14 protein-coding genes are annotated in these 15457 nt (G+C 72.9%); 2 read left to right on the forward strand and 12 right to left on the reverse strand.

Annotated elements, in window-relative coordinates; genetic code table 11:
- Positions 1-7: 7 nt before the first annotated feature.
- Both E1269_RS19515 and E1269_RS19520 read right to left on the reverse strand, forming a co-directional pair.
- Positions 8-1240 (reverse strand): D-alanyl-D-alanine carboxypeptidase family protein, encoded by a 1233-nt coding sequence (locus E1269_RS19515; protein WP_131897592.1) that lies wholly within the window; start codon positions 1238-1240, stop codon positions 8-10.
- A gap of 37 nt (positions 1241-1277) precedes the next feature.
- Entirely contained in the window at positions 1278-1778 is a 501-nt protein-coding gene (locus tag E1269_RS19520) for a MarR family winged helix-turn-helix transcriptional regulator (RefSeq protein WP_131897594.1), read from the reverse strand.
- Positions 1779-1878: 100 nt separating this feature from the next.
- On the opposite strand from E1269_RS19520, the gene E1269_RS19525 reads away from it, so the two are divergent.
- Together E1269_RS19525 and E1269_RS19530 are read left to right on the forward strand one after the other, a co-directional pair.
- Positions 1879-2643: a trans-aconitate 2-methyltransferase gene (locus E1269_RS19525; protein WP_131897596.1), complete on the forward strand. Its 765-nt coding sequence runs from the start codon at positions 1879-1881 to the stop codon at positions 2641-2643.
- Positions 2644-2821: 178 nt separating this feature from the next.
- Positions 2822-3853 carry a fatty acid desaturase family protein gene (locus E1269_RS19530; RefSeq protein ID WP_131897598.1) on the forward strand — a complete coding sequence of 344 codons (1032 nt, stop codon included), beginning with the start codon at positions 2822-2824 and terminating at the stop codon, positions 3851-3853.
- Positions 3854-3862: 9 nt separating this feature from the next.
- Here the strand turns inward: E1269_RS19530 and tcuA (E1269_RS19535) are convergent, their stop codons facing one another.
- Genes tcuA (E1269_RS19535) through E1269_RS19580 form a run of 10 tightly spaced genes read right to left on the reverse strand, consistent with a single transcriptional unit; the run spans position 3863 to position 15369 of the window.
- A complete protein-coding gene (gene tcuA, locus E1269_RS19535) occupies positions 3863-5329 on the reverse strand; it encodes an FAD-dependent tricarballylate dehydrogenase TcuA (RefSeq protein ID WP_131897600.1) in 1467 nt (488 codons plus the stop codon).
- A 12-nt stretch (positions 5330-5341) separates the two neighbouring features.
- Positions 5342-6025 carry an RraA family protein gene (locus E1269_RS19540; RefSeq protein ID WP_131897602.1) on the reverse strand — a complete coding sequence of 228 codons (684 nt, stop codon included), beginning with the start codon at positions 6023-6025 and terminating at the stop codon, positions 5342-5344.
- Between the two features lie 11 nt (positions 6026-6036).
- Complete coding sequence (locus E1269_RS19545) at positions 6037-7062, reverse strand: Ldh family oxidoreductase (RefSeq protein ID WP_131897604.1); 1026 nt, start codon at positions 7060-7062, stop codon at positions 6037-6039.
- 25 nt (positions 7063-7087) lie between these two features.
- Positions 7088-8518: an MmgE/PrpD family protein gene (locus E1269_RS19550; RefSeq protein WP_203433906.1), complete on the reverse strand. Its 1431-nt coding sequence runs from the start codon at positions 8516-8518 to the stop codon at positions 7088-7090.
- Positions 8515-9396, reverse strand: a complete 882-nt coding sequence (locus tag E1269_RS19555) for an HpcH/HpaI aldolase/citrate lyase family protein (RefSeq protein ID WP_162606516.1) — start codon at positions 9394-9396, stop codon at positions 8515-8517. Before E1269_RS19555 ends, E1269_RS19550 begins: the two co-directional genes overlap by 4 nt.
- Positions 9389-10597: a CaiB/BaiF CoA transferase family protein gene (locus E1269_RS19560; RefSeq protein ID WP_131897608.1), complete on the reverse strand. Its 1209-nt coding sequence runs from the start codon at positions 10595-10597 to the stop codon at positions 9389-9391. The genes E1269_RS19555 and E1269_RS19560 overlap by 8 nt, the downstream gene beginning before the upstream one ends.
- Positions 10594-11442 (reverse strand): cyclase family protein, encoded by an 849-nt coding sequence (locus E1269_RS19565; RefSeq protein ID WP_131897610.1) that lies wholly within the window; start codon positions 11440-11442, stop codon positions 10594-10596. Before E1269_RS19565 ends, E1269_RS19560 begins: the two co-directional genes overlap by 4 nt.
- Positions 11439-12836, reverse strand: coding sequence for an MmgE/PrpD family protein (locus tag E1269_RS19570; protein ID WP_162606517.1), 1398 nt, complete (start codon positions 12834-12836; stop codon positions 11439-11441). The genes E1269_RS19565 and E1269_RS19570 overlap by 4 nt, the downstream gene beginning before the upstream one ends.
- On the reverse strand, positions 12833-14326 hold the full coding sequence (gene tcuA, locus E1269_RS19575; RefSeq protein ID WP_162606518.1) for an FAD-dependent tricarballylate dehydrogenase TcuA: 1494 nt from the start codon (positions 14324-14326) through the stop codon (positions 12833-12835). The genes E1269_RS19570 and tcuA (E1269_RS19575) overlap by 4 nt, the downstream gene beginning before the upstream one ends.
- Positions 14327-14340: 14 nt before the next feature.
- Positions 14341-15369 (reverse strand): YncE family protein, encoded by a 1029-nt coding sequence (locus tag E1269_RS19580; RefSeq protein ID WP_131897614.1) that lies wholly within the window; start codon positions 15367-15369, stop codon positions 14341-14343.
- Between the last annotated feature and the right edge of the window lie 88 nt (positions 15370-15457).

Here is a 15457-nt window from a genome sequence, read left to right on the forward strand (position 1 = left end):
GGGTTGGTCAGCGGCGGGTGGAGTAGCGGCCGGGTTTCTTGGGGCGGCGGCGCAGGGCGAAGCCGATGCCGCCGGCGACCACGGCCGCGCCGAGGCTGAGCCACACCACCGTTGGTACGCCTTCGGAACTGCCGCCCGGGCTGCTCAGGACGTCCTCGTAGTCGTCGAGGGGGTTGCGGCCCAGGACGTCGCCTTCGCCGGTCTCGATCAGGGTGGCGACCTCGTCCGGGGCGACGAGATGCCCGACGGGTTCGGGGTCCGGCGCGGTGAGCGCCCAGTCGAACAGGGACGCGGCGGCGTCCTCGGCCCGTACCTCAGCGCCCAGGATGGTGGCGATCAGCGTGCGTCCGTCGCGTTCGACGGCGCCGACGAAGGTGTGCCCGGCCTGCGTGGTGAAGCCGGTCTTCAGCCCGATCGCGCCGTCGTAGGAGCCGAGCAGCTGGTTCTGGTTCTGGATCTGGAACGTGGCGCCTTCGGTGCCGGGGAAGTCGTAGTCGGTGGTGGCGGCCAGCCGGGAGAGGGTCTCGTCGGCCAGTGCCTGGCGTCCGATGAGGGCGAGGTCGTAGGCCGACGACAGCTGGCCGGGGCTGTCGAGTCCGTGCGGTGTGACGGCCGTGGTGTCGAACGCGCCGAGCCGGGTGGCCTCGTCGTTCATCAGGTCGACGGTATAGTCCTGGCCGCCGGCAGCCTCGGCGATGGCGTGCGCGGCGTCGTTGCCGGAGGCCAGCATCAGCCCGTGCAACAGATTTTCGACGGTGTATGTCTGCGCGCTGACCAGCCCGACCCGGCTGCCCTCGACGGCGGCGTCGGCCTCGGTGGCGACGTAGGTCTCGTCGGGCTCCAGGGAGTCGCCGACGGCGAGCGCGGTGAGCAGCTTGATGGTGCTGGCCGGCGGCCGGCGCTCGTGCGGGCTGAACGCCGCGAGCACGTCGCCGGACTCGACGTCGGCGACCAGCCACGCCTGCGCGTCCACTGTCGGCAGCGGCGGCGCGGACGTCGCGACCAGCGGCACTCCGGTGGCGCCCAGCTCCGTCCCGCCTACGACCTCGTCGACCGGCGCGCCCTCCGGCGGCCCCAGCACCGTCGGCGACGGCGACGACGCGGGTGTCGGCTCGGGTGCCGGCGACGTGCCGGACGCCGCTGCGGTGGGTGCGGACACACCCCACCCGAGCACGACGAGGCCGGCCACCGGCACCAGCCAGGCCCGGTGGCCGCGTCGAGATCGCGCGCTGCCGCCCATGGTCGAGGTCAGACTAGCCAGTACCGGTGAGAATCGGTCATGTCGGTGCGTCGTCGAAGGGGAGGACGAGGGTGCGCAGCAGGTCAGCGAGCTGGGCCCGCTCGGCGGTGGCCAGCCCTGCCAGCAGCTCGCGCTCGCCGGCGAGCAGGCCCTCCAGTGCCGCGTCGACAGACTGTTTGCCGAGCTCGGTGAGGCGGACCCGGACGGCGCGCCGGTCGTCCTCGTCGCGGCGGCGGCTCACCAGTCCGCGGGCGGTGAGCTTGTCGACCCGGGCGGTCATGGTGCCGCTGGTGACCAGCGTCTGGCCGAGCAGAGTTCCGGGGGAGAGCTCGTACGGCTCGCCGGCCCGGCGCAGCGCGGCGAGGACGTCGAACTCCCAGGATTCCAGGCCGTGCTCGGCGAAGGCCGTACGCCGGGCGCGGTCGAGATGCCGGGCCAGCCTGCTGACGCGTGAGAGCACCTCCATGGGGCTGACGTCGAGGTCGGGCCGCTCGTGCCGCCATGCCTCGGTCAGCCGATCGACCTCGTCCTGCGCCATGGGACGACTCTACGGCCTGGCCCAAGCTTCTTGACGCCGAGATAACAAGTCTGCTGGGATGATGTTATCTTGACGTCAAGATTTATGGAGGTGCTCGCGGATGTGGGATCCGGATCGCTATCTCGCCTTCGCCGATCAGCGTGCCCGGCCGTTCCGCGACCTCGTCGCCCAGGTCGACGCGACCGACGTACGTGAGGTCGCCGACCTGGGCTGCGGGCCTGGCAACCTCACCGTCGGCCTGGCCCTGCGCTGGCCGGACGCGCACGTCGTCGGCGTCGACTCGTCGGCGGAGATGATCGCGGCCACGCAGGCGGCCGACCGGGTCGAGTTCGTCCAGGCTGACCTGCGCGACTGGGAGCCTGCCCGTCCGGTCGACGTCCTGCTCAGCAACGCCACGCTGCAGTGGGTCCCCGGCCACCTGGAGCTGCTGCCGCGGCTGGCCGGGCACGTGGCCGACGGCGGCTGGCTGGCGTTCCAGGTGCCCGGCAACTTCGGCGAGCCGGCGCACGTGCTGCTGCGGGAGCTGACCGGGACCGACCGGTGGCGCGACCTGCTGCACCACCTGCACCGGCCGGGCGTGCACGAGCCGGCGGCGTACCTGGACGCGCTGCTGGACCTCGGCCTGGAGGCCCAGGTGTGGGAGACGACGTACCACCAGCTGCTCCAGGGCGAGGACGCGGTGCTGGAGTGGATGAGCGGAACGGCGCTGCGCCCGATCTTCGCCGCGCTCGACGCCGCCGGCGGGCGCGAACTGTTCCTCGCTGACTACCGCGAGCTGCTGCGCACCGCCTATTCGCCCGGCCGGCACGGCACCGTGCTGCCCTACCGGCGAGTCTTCGCTGTCGCCCGCAAGCCCGGCCGTTGATCGCCGCGCTGCACGGGCTTTCGCCGCGCGTACGTCCACGACCCCCTCGGCAACCGCGTCGAGCTGCTCCAGCGCAGGTGAGCGGCTGTCTCCGGCCGACAGGGTGGGGCTGTCCCCCTCAACGATCGGGGTGATGGCGGGATATCGCCCGCCGCGCCGGAAAACCAGACTCGACGGTATGTCGATCAACACTGGAACCGCGGGCACCCCACCCCGCTCCGGCAGCGACTTCGCCGGCCTGTCCCGGCGGATCGCCGAAACTGGGCTGCTGGAGCGGCGGCCCGGCTACTACGTCGTGCGGATCGGGTTGGTTGTCGCGGCCTACGCGGCCGGGTGGGGCGCCTTCGCCGCCGTCGGTGACTCGTGGTGGCAGGTCGTGGTCGCCGTCGGGCTCGCCGTGGTCTTCGCCCAGGTGGCGCTGGTGGCGCACGACCTCGCGCACCGGCAGGTGTTCCGCAAACGACGGCCGAGCGAGATCGCCGGGCGCATCGCCGGCAACCTCGCGATCGGCATGGCCTATGGCTGGTGGCAGGACAAGCACACCAGGCATCACGCCAACCCGAACCACGAGGAGCTCGACCCGGACGTCTCGCCCGAGCTCCTGGTGTGGTCGAGGCGGCAGGCCGGCAAGGCCTCGGGGCTGACGCGGTTCGTCGCGGCCCGGCAGGCGTTCCTGTTCTTCCCGCTGCTGACCTTCGAGGGCTTCAACCTGCACGTGGCCAGCGTCCGGGCCACGCTCGACCCGAAGACGAAGCGGCGCCACCTGGAGCTGGCCCTCCTGCTGGTGCACTTCGCGGCGTTCCTCAGCGCGCTGTTCGTGGTGTTGCCGCCGGGCAAGGCGATCGTGTTCCTGCTGGTCAACCAGGCCGTCTTCGGCGTCTACCTGGGCTGCACCTTCGCGCCCAACCACAAGGGGATGCCGACCCTGACCCGCGAGGACGAGCTGGACTACCTGCGCAAGCAGGTGCTGACCTCACGCAACGTCAAGGGCGGGCCGCTGATGGACGTCGCCCTCGGCGGGCTCAACTACCAGATCGAGCACCACCTGTTCCCGAGCATGCCAACGCCCAACTTGCGCAAGGCCAAGCCGATCGTGGAGCGGTACTGCGCCGAGCTCGGCGTCGCGTACCACGAGACCGGGCTGATCGAGTCGTACCGGCTGGCGCTTCGGCACATGCACGACGTGGGCGAGCCGCTGCGGGAGCGCTGAGCGGCGCGGTCACGCGATGGAGCCGGCGCGCCGGCCGAAGACGCTGCCGGCGGCCAGGCCGGTGCCGCCGGGATAGTTGCCGCTGAACAGGCCGCCCAGGGCCTCGCCGACGGCGAAGAGGCCGGGGACGATGCCGCCGCCCTCGCGGCGCACTTGTCCTCGGGTCGTCGCGGCGAGGCCGCCGAAGGCGAAGGTGATGCCGCACGCGACCGGGTAGGCGTGGAACGGCGGCGTACGCAGGGCCACGGCCCAGTTGCTCTTCGGCGGCGTCGTCGACGCGCGCCGGCCGTCCAGGACGGTGGGATCGAAGGGCACCTCCTCGTCGATGGAGTCGTTGAACGCGGTCACCGTCGCGACCAGGCGGTCCGCGTCGATGCCCGCCCGACGGGCGAGCTCTGGCAGGGTGTCGGCCTCGATGTGCGAGACACCGGGCATCTCGTACTCCTCCGTGCGCAGCATCGGCCGGGTCGTGGCGTCGAACAGCTGGAAGGCGACGCCACCGGGCCGGGTGAGGATCTCGCGGCCGAGCTTGGCGTAGGTGTAGTTGCGGAAGTCCTCGCCCTCGTCGGCGAACCGCTCGCCGGCGGCGTCGACGATGATGCCGAGTGGGTAGCTCTGCCGGGTGAACCGGTTGGTCAGCTCGCGGTTCCCGGAGTTGTGCTGTGCGCCGGCGTCCCACTGGACGGCGTGCGCACTGGCCCAGTCCCCGCCCCGTAGCGCACCGAGGGCGACGGCCTGCTCGATCAGGTCGCCGCGGTTGTGCGGGGTACCGCGCACGACGGCGTGCCGCCAGCCCGCGCCCAGGTGCCTGGCCCGCAGCTCGGGGTCGGCCTCGAAGCTGCCGGCGGCCACGATCACCGACTCGGCCTCGATCCGCGTCGGCTCGCCGTCGACCAGGACCGAGACACCGGTCACCCCACGAGCATCGCCGAGCAGGCCGGTGACGTGGTGACCACAGCGCACCCGGACGCCGAGCCCGCCGGCCGTGCGCAGGTGGTCGGCGATCATGCCGACGCCGCCGCCGGTGTTGCCGATGTGCAGGCCGCCCCAGAACCGGTAGCCGCCGTCGGGCAGCGGGTAGGCCTGGCGCTCGTACATCAGCCGGAACCGCAGGCCCAGCCGGTGCTGCCAGCGCACCGTGTCCAGGCTCTCGGCCACCAGCACCTCGGCCAGCTCGGGGTCGCCGCGACCGTCGGTCAGCCGCTCGAGGTCGGCGAGGTACTCCTCGGCCGGGTAGGCCGGGACGACAGTGAGCGGGAGCCGGTCGTCGGCGTCGATGAGCGGGAGCAGGTCGTCGAGGCCACCGTGGGCGACCCGGGTCGCGCCGGCGGTGTAGTAGCTGTTGCCGCCGTGCTCACCCCAGGGCGCCCGCTCCAGGACGACGACGGACCGGCCCCGCTCGGCCGCGGCGTGTGCTGCCGTCATCCCGGCGTTTCCTGAGCCGACGACCACCACGTCGACGCGTTCCCCGTTCACTGCGCCCCCTTCTCAGCCGCGTGCTCGATCGACCTCGACCACCTCGACGGCGCCGAGCCAGGAGCGGTCGAGCGCGCCCCGGTCGGCGGCCGCCAGCTGGTCCGCTTCGCCGGCGAACGCCGCCTCGCCGGCGCCGACCACCTCGTCGGCGCGCTCACGTGGCACGACCACGAGGCCGTCGGCGTCACCCACGACGAGGTCGCCGGCCTGCACCACGGCGCCGCCGACGGCGACCGGACCGCGGACCTCGCCGGGACCGTGCCGGGACGGACCGAGGTGGGTGACGCCGCGACAGAAGACCGGGACCGGACCGCGGGCGATGTCCGCGCCGTCGCGTACGGCGCCGTCGACGACGACACCGGCGATACCGCGGGCCACGGCGTGGCGGTACACGATCTCGCCCATGACCGCCCGATCGACGAAGGCTCCCGCGTCGACCACCAGCACGTCGCCGGGCTCGGCCAGGTCGATCGCCAGGTGGACGGCCAGGTTGTCCCCGGGCCGGGTGCGGACGGTGAGCGCCGGCCCGGCCAGCCGAGTATCCGGCGCCCGTCCGAGGAGCGGCAACAAGCCTCGCACGGCGCCGAAGCGTTCCAACTGGTCGGAGAGGACGGATGTCGGCAGCGCCCGGCCGCGCTCCACCAGGGCGGGGCGCAGCGCCGGGTCGGCGGTGGGGTACAGCCGGCACGAGGGCATGGTCGGCCTCCTCACCCGCGCCGGCGCATGGCCTGCAGCTGCTGCCAGATCTTCTCCGGGACCTCGATGCCGGCGGCCAGCCGTTCCCGCCGGCGTCGCTGCTCGATCTCGCCTGGGTACAGCACCTCGTCGAAGCCCGGTGCGGGTGGCGACGCCTTGACGTAGCCGGCGAACTCGGCCATCTCCTGCCGGAACTCCGGCAGCGAGCGGAACATCGCGATGTTGACCAACACCATCAGGATGCCGTCGTTGGGGAAACCGGCCGGGTCGGCGCCGTAACCGATCCCGGAGAGCACCGCGGCCAACGACTCGACGGCGAACGACAGCCCGTAGCCTTTGTGCCCTTGGTCGCCGCCCAGCGGCATCAGCGCGCCGCCGTCGAGGTAGGCGCCCGGATCGGTGGTCGGTTCGCCGTTGCGGTCGACCAGCCAGCCGGCCGGCACCTGCCGCCCCGCGCCGTGCGCGAACCTGACCTTCCCGCCGGCCACCGCGCTGGTGGCCATGTCGACGACGACGTTCCCAGGGACGTCGGCGGGCAGCGCGATGGAGATGGGGTTGGTGCCGAGCCGAGCGTCGGAGCCTCCGAATGGGACGACGCCCTTCGGTCCGCGGCCGGAGTCGGCCATCATCATGGCGGCCATGCCCGCCTCCGCGGCCCGGCCGGTGTAATGGCCGAGGCGGCCGACATGGCCCTGCCGGCGGACGGAGAGCGCGGCCACGCCCACCGTCCGGGCCTTCTCCAGCGCCTGCTCCATGGCGCGTTCGGTGACCACGAAGCCGAGGCCCCAGTGCCCGTCGACCAGCAGTGACGCCGGATGCTCCCGCAGCACCTCGGGAGTCGCCCCCGGCACGATGCGGCCCTGCTCGATCAGCCGGACGTAGGTCGGTGTCCGCACCGCTCCGTGCGAGTCGTGGCCGGTGAGGGAAGCCTCGAGTTGGTGGGCGGCGACGATTCGGGCCTCCTCAGGAGGCACACCGACCGCCAGGTAGATCTCGCGCAGGCACTCGTCGAGCTCGCCCGGTTCGATGACGGGCACGTGACCTCCAGTGGGTGTGAGGCGGTCAGGGGATCGGCACCGTGCTGACCGTGGCCTCCATCACCGTGGCCAACGAGTCCAGCCCGTCGGGACGGGTCACGACGTCGGCGAGGGTGGCGGCGGCGGCCGGGTCCACGAGGCCGGTGACGTTGTCGCGCAGCTTGCTTCGGATTTCGTCGTCGCTGAGCGGGCGGGCCGGCCCGCCGCGCGTCGTCAGCACCCGCTCCTCGAGCTCCCGGCCGCCGCGGGTGCGTACCCGCAGCACGGCCGGGAACTGGTCGGGGAAGATCGCGTCGCACTCGGGGTCGGCGACCACGTCGATGCGTTCCATCAGGGCACGCCGTGCGGGGTCGGCGACCAGCTCGTCGGTGAAGTCGTCGAGCCCCAGCCCCAGGCCGCCGCCGCCGAACAGCGCCGCGGCGACGGTGTAGGGCCCGCTGAACTGGCCCTGGTAGCCCGTGACCGGGCGGCGCTTGAGCTCGATCGGCTGACCGATGGTGCGTGCGCTGTGCGCGGCGGTGCCCAGGACGGCGGACTCCACGTCGTCCGGGCGCAGCCCGCCCTCGCGCAGCGTGATGGCCGCGTCGATGCCCGCGTGGGTGAAGTGGTTGGCCGGGTAGGGCTTGATGAAGATGCCCGGGACCTCCCACTGCTGGCCAAGCCCGTCCACGAGTGGAGCGGGGTCGAACCGGCCCTTCAGGAACGCCTGGAAGAACCCGAACCGCCCCTCCAGGATGGTCGGCGGGCCGGTGAAGCCACGCGCCGCGAGCTGTGCGGCGGTCACGCCGCCGTGTGCCGCCCAGCCGCAGTGTGTGCGCTTCACCGTGCCGCCGGTGCGGTTGCCCTCGATGACCCCCGAGGCGAAGCTCGCGGAGACGGCCATCGCGTGCGCCACGGTGTCGTCGTCGCCGCCGAGCAGGACGGCCGCCGCGGCCGCGGCGCCCACCGTCCCGCAGATGGACGTCGCGTGCTGGCCGTACTCGAAGAACACCGAGTTGCGGGTCTCGCGGTCGTACCCGGCCATCCCGAGGCGGACGCAGATCTCCAGCCCGGCCGCGACGGCGGCGGTGAGCTCGGCGCCGCTCGATCCGTGCGCCTGCGCCACCGCCAGCGCGGCCGGGACGACGACGGCGCTGGGATGCAGCACCGACGGCAGGTGGGTGTCGTCATAGTCGAGGGAGTGGGCGAGGACGCCGTTGGCGAACGCGGCTTGCGCGGCCGGTACCCGCTGGGCGCGGCCGATGACGCTGGCCTGCGCCGTCCCGCCCTGGTCGAGGACGTGTTCGACGGCGGCACGGCTGGTCGCCAGGCGCTGTGCGGCGACGCTGACGCCGAGCGTGTCCGCGACCCGGGTGCGGACGCTGCGCGCGACGTCGTCGGGCACGCCGTCGCGCCGGCACCGGACCGCGAAGGCGGCCAGCCGCTGTACCGGAGTGAGGTCCGGATGTTCGGTCACCGATTCGCCCCTTCCGAAGGCTCTCTGGCCGTGGCGAGGATCCGTCGCGCCTGCGCGACGACGGCCGCGTCGACGAAGGCGCCCCCGACGACGGCCGTCGCGGTGTCGTCGTCCAGGCCCGCGACGATCGCCCGCGCCCGGGCGATCTCGGCCGGCGACGGCGTGAAGATCTCGTGCAGCACCGGCAGCTGTGTGGGGTGGACCGCCGACTTGCCGGCGAACCCCAGCCGGCGCGCTCGCGTGGCCGCCCGCCGCAGGCCCTGCTCGTCGGCGAGGTCGGTGAACGCGCCGTCCACCGGGCGCCCGATCCCGGCCGCCCGGCTCTGCAGCGCAAGCGTGGAGCGGGCCAGCAGGGTGGCGTCGTCGTCGGCGAGGTCGGGCAGCCCCAGGTCGGCGGCGAAGTCGACCGAACCGAACACGAGTGCGGCCACCCGAGGGCTGGACCGCGAGATCGCGCCCGCGGCGAGGACGCCTGCCGCGGACTCGATCGTGGGGTAGAGCCGGATCGTGCCGGCCGGGATGCCTCGTTCGCGCTCCAGCGCAGTGACCTGGTGGTCGACCGCCCGCACGGCGTCCGGGCCGGTGCACTTCGGCAGCCGCAGGGCAGCCAGGCCGGGGTGGACGACGGCGTCGACGTCGGTGGTCGAGTGGCCCGCGGCGTCGCGGTCGATCCGCACGTGGACGGCGCACGGCGCACCGCGGGCGCGGTCGCGGACCAGGTCGGCGACGGCGGATCGGGCGGACGCCTTGTCGGTGGCGGCCACCGCGTCCTCGAGGTCGAGGACGACGGCGTCGGCGCCGGCGTCGAGGACCTTGCCGAGAATGCGCGTGTTCGACCCCGGTGCGAACAGGTAGCTGCGGTGGGCGGGCTCAGGCAACGACACCACGCTCCCGGAGCGCGGCGAGGCGGTCGGCCGGGACGCCGAGCTCTCCGCCGAGCACGTCGTCGGTGTCCGCGCCGAGCCGGCGGCCGGTCCAGCGGATCGAGCCCGGGGTCTCGGACAGGCCGAACAGGACGTTCTGCATGCGGACCGTGCCCAGGTCGTCGTCGGGCACCGAGGTGACCATGTCCACGGCCTGGACGTGCGGGTCGGCCATGAGCTCGGCGACGTCGTAGACCGGCGCGATGGCGGCCTCGGCGCGCTCGAACGCGTCGACGGCCTCGTCCCTGGTCCGCTCGGCCAGCCAGTCGCCGACGTAGCCGTCGAGGAGGTCGGCGTGCTCGGCCCGTGTCCGCCCGCTGCGGAACCACGGTTCGTCGATGACCTCGGGGTGGCCCACCAGGCGCATGACCCGCTCGGCGATGACGGTCGCGCTGGTCGAGATGGCGACCCAGCGGCCGTCCTTGGTCCGGTAGGTGTTGCGAGGAGCGTTGTTGCCCGACCGGTTCCCGGTGCGCCGCTGCACGATGCCGAGCTGGTCGTACCAGGTGGGCTGCGGGCCCAGCACGGTGACGATCGGGTCGAGGATGCTCTGGTCGATCACTTGGCCACGGCCACCGTGTGCGTCGCGGTGGTACAGGGCCATCGTGACGGCCGCGGCGACCGCCATGCCGGCGATCCCGTCGGCCAGCCCGAACGGGGGCAGCGTGGGCGGCCCGTCTGGTTGGCCGGTGATCTCCGCGAACCCGCTCATGGACTCGGCGAGGGTGCCGAAGCCGGGGCGGTCGCGGTACGGCCCGCGCTGCCCGAAGCCGGTGACCCGCGCGAGGACCAGCCCGGGGTTGGCGGCGCTGAGCCGGTCGTAGCCCAGCCCCCAGCTCTCCAGCTTCCCGGGACGGAAGTTCTCGACGACGACGTCGGCGGTGGCGGCCAGGGCGCGGAAGATCTCCGCGCCGTCGGGGTCGCCGAGGTACAGCCCGACGGTGCGCTTGTTGCGGGAGATCACCTTCCACCACAGCGGCACGCCGTCCTTGGCGTGCCCGTGGTGACGCAGCCCGTCGCCGAACCGCGGGTGCTCGATCTTGATCACTTCGGCGCCGTAGTCACCGAGGATCTGGCACGCCAGTGGGCCGGCCAGGATGGTCGAGACGTCGAGCACGCGCAGCCCGGCCAGCGGGCCGGTGACCTCCGCCGTCATCGGTCCACGTCACCTTCGGGCGCGGCGCGGCCCGGCACGAGCGCCAGGGGCCGCACCGGCGAGCCGGTCGCACCGCGGATCTTCAGCGGCGCCAGCACGAACCCGAACTCGTGCACGCCGGCGGCGGCGATCGGGCGCAGGTCCATGACCTCGACGATGTTGATGCCGTGCTCGACCAGCAGCACTCGGTGCACGGGCAGCACGGAGTGCCCGGTGCCGGGCCGGACCGTCTCGAAGGCGATCGTCTCGCCGCCGGCAACGCGCACCCGCCGCTCGGCCAGCCAGCGCGCGGCGTCCGGTCCCGGCCCGGGAGCGCCGTCCTCGGCGCCGACGAACTCCCGTTCCGGCCACAGCGCGGACCACCCGGTGCGGATCAGGGCGGCGTCGCCCGGCCGTACCTCGACACCGGCTGCCGCCTCCGCGGCCTCGAGGTCCGCGGCGGTGACCTCGTAGCCGGGCGGCAGGACGTCGAGGCCGTGGGTGGCCGCGACGTCGAGGAGGACGCCGCGCCCGACCATCGGCGCGAACTCGTCGATGCCCAGCCGGGTGAAGCCGCGGTTGGTCTGGACGTCGGCTGCGGGCGTGCCGTCGTGCAGCAGGCCGTCCTGCGAGATGTGGGCCGGGGCGTCGACGTGGGTGCCGACGTGGCCACCGGTGACGATGAGCTCGTTCGCCGACGAGCCGCCGTCGGCCCGCACGATGTCGCCGTGACGTCGCTGCAGCGCCAGGTCGAAAGCGGGATGGTTGGGCGAGACGGGCATGCCGCGATGCAGCTCGTGCGCGAGATCGATCACTGTCAGCCGGCCCAGCACGTCCCACCAACCAGTGGCGCCGTGTGCGGTCATCGGCCCGCCTTCCGTCCGGCGGGTGCGGCACCCTGCGCCGCGCCGTCGCCCCGGGCGAGGTCCATCACCCCGCTGACGCCGGGAAGCTCGTCGATCCGTTCCAGCAGGCCGGCCAGCTCGCCGACGGCGTCGGCCGCCAGCACGCGGCCCGCGCAGGCGGTGAACTTCTCCATCAGCTGTGCGCTGGTCAGCGGGACCCCGGGCATGCCCGTCAGCTGGTCGACCCGTTCCGTCAGCTCGACGCCCCCGGCCTGCTCGACCGTCACCACGACGTGCAGGTCGAGGAACTCCGTGGGGATGCTCGGGTCGAACCGGATCGTCACCTTGGGGAGAAACGCCTCGACGTCGGCGGCGAAGCGGCGCTCGTTGGTGAACGAGTCGATGGTGACGCGCCCGTCGAGCAGTGCGACGGCGGTCGTGTACTGGACGGAGAACTTGCCGTCCAGGCCGGTCTCCGGCCGCGGCCGGTCGACGTAGTGCAGTTCGGGGAAGGTGACCACGACGGACTCGACCGCGCTCGCGTCGAACTCCGGGCGCCCGCGGATGGCCAGGGCGGCGTCGATCGGGCGGTGGGTGAAGTAGTTGGACGGGTGCTTCTTGAACCCGACGCCGGGGTCGACCATCCGCAGCGGGTCGGCGAAGCCCTCGACCAGGAGGTGCGGCTCCTGCTCGTCGCGCAGCAGCGTGTCGAAGTAGCCCTGCGGGCCGAAGACGTCCTGTGTCGCGGTCCAGCCGCGGCCGGCCAGCAGCGCGGACTCCAGGCCCATCCGCGCGGCGTGGCCGGAGTGGCTGGACTTGGTCATCGTCCCGGTGTTCAGGCTCAGGCTGCCCACCCGCGAGCCCGCGATCCCGAACGCCATCGCGGCCTGCGTCGCGTCGAGCCCGAACAGCTTGACCCCGGCGGCAACCGCGCCCATCAGGCCGGTCGTCCCCGGCTTGTGGTAGCCGCGCCCGGTGTGCAGGCCGGTGCTGGCCATCCGCAGCCGCGACTGCACTTCGAACGCCGCAACCAGGGCGGTCAGGCAGTCCCGCCCGGAGTGCCCGTAGTGCTCGGCGATGGCCAGGATGGCCGGCAGCGTCGGCGAGGTCGGGTGGTTCATCGGGTACCACGTGTTGTCGTAGTCCAGCGCGTGCGCCAGGGTGCCGTTGGCGAAGGCGGCGTCGGTGATCGACGTGCGGAAGCCGCCGCCGATCACCGTGGCCTGGGGAGCCCCGGCCAGCTCGCGGACGTAGTCGGTCACGAGCCGCCCGACCCCCAGGGGCTCGGTGGCGCCGGCCAGGGTGACGCCGACGCCGTCGAGGAACACGTGCCGGGCCACCTCGCGGGCCGCCTGCGGTATGCGGTCGTAGTCGAGTGCCCGCACGTGCTCGACGAGCTGGCCGGTGAGGGTCACGACCGGCCTCCCAGTGCCGCCACGGCCGATGCCGCTGCCCGGCGGCCGAAGACCGCACCGCGCATCAGGCCGGCGCCGGCCGGGTAGTTGTCGTAGAAGAACCCGCCGGTGATCTCGCCGGTGGCGAGGAGTCCGGGCATCGGGCGGCCCTCGTTGTCCAGGACCCTGGCCTCGGGGTCGACGCGCAGCCCGCCGTAGGTGAACGTGATGCCGGCGGTCACCGGGTAGGCGACGAACGGCGGCGAGTCCAGGCGCAGCGCCCAGTTGCTCTTCGGCGGCACGACGCCCGAGGTGGCCAGGCCGTCCTCGATCGTGGGGTCGAAGGCGGCGGCGTCGTCGGGAGCAGCCTCGTTGTACGCCTCGACGGTTGCGCGCAGTGCCGCTGGGGCGACGCCGAGCGCGGCGGCGAGCTCGTCGATCGTGTCGCCGGTCACCGGCTCCTGGGTCCGGTAGCGGGGTTGGAGGTAGCGCAGCGTCTTCTGGTCGAACACTTGCGCGGCCCAGGCCCGCGGCTGCGCCCGGATCGCGGCACCGGTCTTGGCGTAGGTCTTCATGTAGTACTGCTCGCCCTCGTCGACGAAGCGCTGGCCGAGGGCGTTGACCAGCAGGCCGTACGGGTAGGAGTGCCGGCCGGTCTGGTCGGTGATGGCGAGGTCGCCCTCCGCTGGTGCGTCGGCGGCGACGGGGGTGGCGTGGCAGCCGCCCCAGTGCCCGATCGCCTGGGCGCCGGCACGCAGCGCCTGGTCGAGCATGGTGCCCTTGTTGAAGCGCGAGCCGCGCACCTTGACCAGGTCCCAGCCGGGTCCGAGGTAGCGCAGCCGCATCTCCGGGTTGGCCTCGAACCCGCCGCAGGCCAGGATCACCGTGCCGTGCAGCGTCACGAACTCGTCGCTGCGCCGGACGCGGACCCCGAGCACGGTGGACCCCTCGGTGACCAGCTCGTGCGCGGGGGAGTCGTACCAGATGTCGATGCCGGCCGCCTCGACGGCCGCGAACAGGTCGTCGGTCAGGCCGATGCCCTCGTGAACGGCGCGGACCGCCCCGCCCGGCGGCAGCGTGTACGGCTGGGCCTCGCTCAGCTGGTCCTTGTCGACGAACTTGCGCGTGGCCAGCTCCCACTTCACGCCCTTGTCGCGCATCCACGTCATCGTCGGGTAGCTCTCGTCGAGGAGCACGTCGGCGAGCTCGGGCACCATCCGGCCACTGGAGGTGTCCATGAGGTCGCGGAGGTAGTCGGCCCGGCTGTAGGCCTCCACCCTCGACACCGGGACCAACTCGTGGGACGACGCGTCGAGCAGCGGTTCGAGCGCCGCCATGCCCTCGTGGACGAAGCGGAACGTGGCACCGGCGAACCTGCTGTTGCCGCCTCGCTCCGCCCGCGGGGCCGCCTCCAGCATGGTCACCGGCGCGCCCGTGTCGTGCACGGCCAGCGCGGCGACCATGGCGGCGTTGCCCGCACCCACCACGATCACGCGGTCGTCGTTCGTCATGCGTCCCCTCTCGTTCATACGGGCTCGCGGGCCAGGATCGAGGCCATCCGGTTCGGGTAGTCGCCCGCGCTCACCCGTGCCGCCTCCGTCTCGTCCTCGATGCTGAAGATCGAGACCGTGCCGTCCTTCCGGTTCGGGACGCACAGGAACCGCTCGTCGAGGCTGACCTTGACGAAGGCCGGCTCCCTGCCGGTGGCGATCTGGGACCTCAGCCGAAGCTCCGGCAGCGAGTAGACGGCGATGTAGTCGGCGATGCTGGCGGCCGCGTAGAGCGTGCTTTCGTCCGAGAGCATCCGCATGCCGTGGTTGACGGTGTAGCCGACCTTGTGCGGCACCTCGACGCCGGCGGGCAGCCGAGGCAGGTGGACCGTCGCAGACGTCGCGCCCCGCGCCAGGTCGACGACGCTGAACCCGTGCAGGCGGGAGAGCTGGACGTAGGCCGTGCGCCGGTCGCGCGTGACGACGAACGGCCGGACCGACTCGCCCAGGTGGACGCGCTGCACGCACTCCAGGCGCTCGGTGTCGATGACCGACAGCGTGTGGCCCCAAATGGTGCCGACGTAGAGCCGCGAGCCGTCGGAGGAGATCTCGGTGCCGTGCGGACCCCAGCCGCACGGCACCCGTGCGATGGAGGCCTGCTTGCCCACGTCGACCACCTCGACGTAGCTGCGATCGCGAATCGGCACGTAGACGCGGCCCCCGTCGGGCGAGGCGCTGATGTGGTTCGGCTGGCCGCTGAGGGGCAGCGTCCAGAGCAGCTCGTGGGTGCCGGTGCGGAACGCCGCCAGGTCGCCGGGCAGGCGGGTGTCGCCGCGCTCCTTGCCGAGGGGCGCGGGGTACCGGCTGGCGTACATCGTCGCGCCGTCCGGCGCCGGCCACAGCGAGTCGACCTGCATCGCCATGGGCTGGCCGTCGACCTGGACGCGTTCCATGGCGACGGTGTCGACGACGGTGAAGTCGGTCAGGTCGATGACGGTCAGGTCGCCTCCGTGCATGTTGGCGACGTAGAGGAGCTCGCGTCCCTGGGCCGGTGGCGACGTCATCAAAGCTCCCCTCGGTCCGTAGATCGTGTGGTACCGAGACCGTACGAGGTGATCGGTAGACTGTCAACAATAGCCTGGTCTACTGTTC

This window comes from Jiangella asiatica (genome assembly GCF_004349065.1).
Taxonomy (GTDB): Bacteria; Actinomycetota; Actinomycetes; order Jiangellales; family Jiangellaceae; genus Jiangella; species Jiangella asiatica.